Here is a 2,664-nt window from a genome sequence, read left to right as displayed (position 1 = left end):
CAGCACATCGGCATATTCGGTATTGAACAACCCCTCTTCATTCAGTTCGTAAGACTGGCGGCGCAAGGCGCGGCCGATGACCTGCTCACAGAGCAGTTGCGTACCGAAGGCCCGCACCCCGAGAACATGGGTAACGGTGTTGGCGTCCCAGCCTTCGGTGAGCATCGAGACCGAGACCACGCAGCGGATCGAGCCGCCGAGGCGACCGTGCTTGCCGACGGTGTTCATGACCTCGCGCAGCAGGTCCTGATCGGTAATGTTGTCGGCCTGACGAAGATCGCCGGTGCGCTCGATGATCTCGCGGCGGAAGCGGTCAATCTCGAAGGCGGCCATCTCACGGAAGTTGGCATCCAGCGCCTCGCCTGATTCGAGCTGTTCGCTGTCGATCAGCAGGGTGTTGGGGCGAGCAAGCGGATTGCCATGTTCATCGGTATTGCAGAACAGGGGCAGCCGCCCGAATTCCAGCTGGCTGGAACCATCTTTGTTCTGCCGTTCGAATCCTGAAATGTAGTCGTAAACAAGCTTCGATGTGGCGGTGTTGTTGCAGACGACAATGAAACAGGGCGGAACGTTGATCCCCTCCTGCTGCCACAGATCAAAAGTCTTTTCGTAATGACCGTAGAGTGCCTGGAGGGCAGTTTGCAGTTGCGGTGGCAAGTCCAGTGGGTTGAGAGTATCGCCCTTGCCACGACCTTTCTTCGGCATTTTCTTGCCGATATGCTCCCAGAGGTTGCGGAACATCGGCATCTCCGTGCCGTCGGGAAGATTGTCGGCAATCGGCACCCGCGGCAGTTTGACGATGCCGCACTCGATGGCATCCATCAGCGAGAAGTCGCTCATGGTCCAGGGGAAGAGCGTCCCCTCGGCATAGCCGGAGCCGCGCAGGAAGAAAGGGGTAGCCGATAGATCGATGACTTGCGAAAGACCAAGTTTACGGTTGACGATTTCCAGGCCGGAGATCCACAACCTGGCGGCCTCGTTGTTTTTCTCGGCTTCTTTCTTCTCGTCGCCCTTCAGGTCACCGACATCATCCTCGCCGGGTTTTTCCCGATAGCAATGATGTGCTTCATCATTGATCGCCAGAATGTTCTTCAGCCCCATCAGGTCGGGCATGACCCGCTGCAGCATCTGTCCTTCGGTTTCGAGGGTATTAAGTGCTTCGCCGCGCCCCTGCAACAAGGACCGGCCACCCTTCGACAAATCGATCCGTTCGCGGAGCTTGAAGGCATGGTAGTTGGTGATGACGATCTTGGCACGTTCGATATCACCGAGCATATCGCTAGGTACCAGCTCGCGACTCTGGTAGTAGCTGTCCGGATCGTTCGGTTGCAGCACCCGCAGACGATCCCGGATGGTGATGCCAGGAGCGACAATCAGAAATCCACGAGTGAATTTTTTGCTGTTGGGGCGACGGACGGCATTGATGGTCTGCCAGGCGATTAGCATTGCCATGACCGTTGTTTTTCCTGCGCCGGTAGCCAGCTTCAATGCCAGACGCAGCAACTCCGGGTTGGCATCGTTATTGGCTCTGGCCAGGTGATCGAGAAAGTCTTTTCCAGCCTTCTCGGACGGAGCGACTTCGGTGAGCCAGATGGCCGTCTCAATGGCCTCGACCTGACAAAAAAACGGTCGGATGCTGTTGAAAGCATGATGTCGCCAGTGCTGAAGCAACCGGGCGGTTTCAGGAGTGACTTTCCAATGGGCGGAGTTGGGAATCATCCGCCAGCGTTCGACATGCTCCCGCAGACGGGTGATGATCGACGTCTGGTTGTACTGCTGTTCTTCAGTTGAAAGACCTTTGCCTTCATCAAAGACAAACCCCTGCTGTTCGCCAGCCGATTTGCGTTTTTTCGGTGTGGGAATCGGCGTGATGAAATCAGCCCGGCGGCGTTTCTCGATAATCTTTTGTGTCGGCTGACCAGACGCATCAAGCTCCCAATGCCTGCCAGGGTATTCATAGGGAGAATTGAGAATCGGTTGATCGAAGAAAGGGTTGTTCATCCCGGACCTCTCCTTAGACAATGTGCGCACCATACTCAGACGGTGAATGACAAGCGGACAACCAGGTCGAAGAAACACAAAGGCGGGAAGAGGCCCCTCGTTTCGTACCAGAACAGACAGAAAAAAATTCTTTTTGATCCGCGTTACTCTATCAGGCCTTACCGAATTCTTGAAGGAAAAAGACCTGTTAACAGGGGATAAATGTTTACATTTGTCGGAGCGAAATGTGCGATCGGAATGAAGAAGAATAGTACTAAGCGGGGACAGATTTTAATGGGGGTGAACCATTCTCAGCTTTCTTGCTGACGATCTTCTTGGATGGAGTCAATTCGGCAAACGGTTACTGGCACTTCCTTCCCCTTGAGCTTGACCCGTTCAGCCTCGACAGTTGAATATGTCCGATAGCTCCCGATTCAATCAATGCCGCGACCTTGTTCAGGGTGAACTCGGTGATCAGAATCCGGCAGTCATAGCTACGGGTCAGGGCTTCGGTGCGGGCACCGAGGTTTACGTGGTCACCAATGATGGTGTAATCCATTTTTTTCCGGCGGCACCGATATTGCCGATCAGGACCGTCCCGGTATTGAGTCCGATGCCGCAATCGAGGATCGGTTTCCCTTCCTGTCGTCATTTCTCCTGTAATTCATTCAGTCGATCAGACAT

Annotated in this window: 2 protein-coding genes; both read right to left on the bottom strand. The window is 54.6% G+C overall.

What is annotated here, in order from left to right:
* A partial coding sequence (locus RQ738_RS13505; RefSeq protein WP_409929556.1) for a BPTD_3080 family restriction endonuclease occupies positions 1-2,001 on the bottom strand: 2,001 nt, incomplete at its 3' end.
* A gap of 340 nt (positions 2,002-2,341) precedes the next feature.
* A complete protein-coding gene (locus tag RQ738_RS13500; RefSeq protein ID WP_314165834.1) occupies positions 2,342-2,539 on the bottom strand; it encodes a hypothetical protein in 198 nt (65 codons plus the stop codon).
* Positions 2,540-2,664: the final 125 nt, after the last annotated feature.

This window comes from Sulfuriflexus sp. (genome assembly GCF_032250955.1).
GTDB lineage: Bacteria > Pseudomonadota > Gammaproteobacteria > AKS1 > AKS1 > Sulfuriflexus.
The sequence above is the reverse complement of the archived record's forward strand: the minus strand, read 5'-3'. Positions and strand labels throughout refer to the sequence as shown.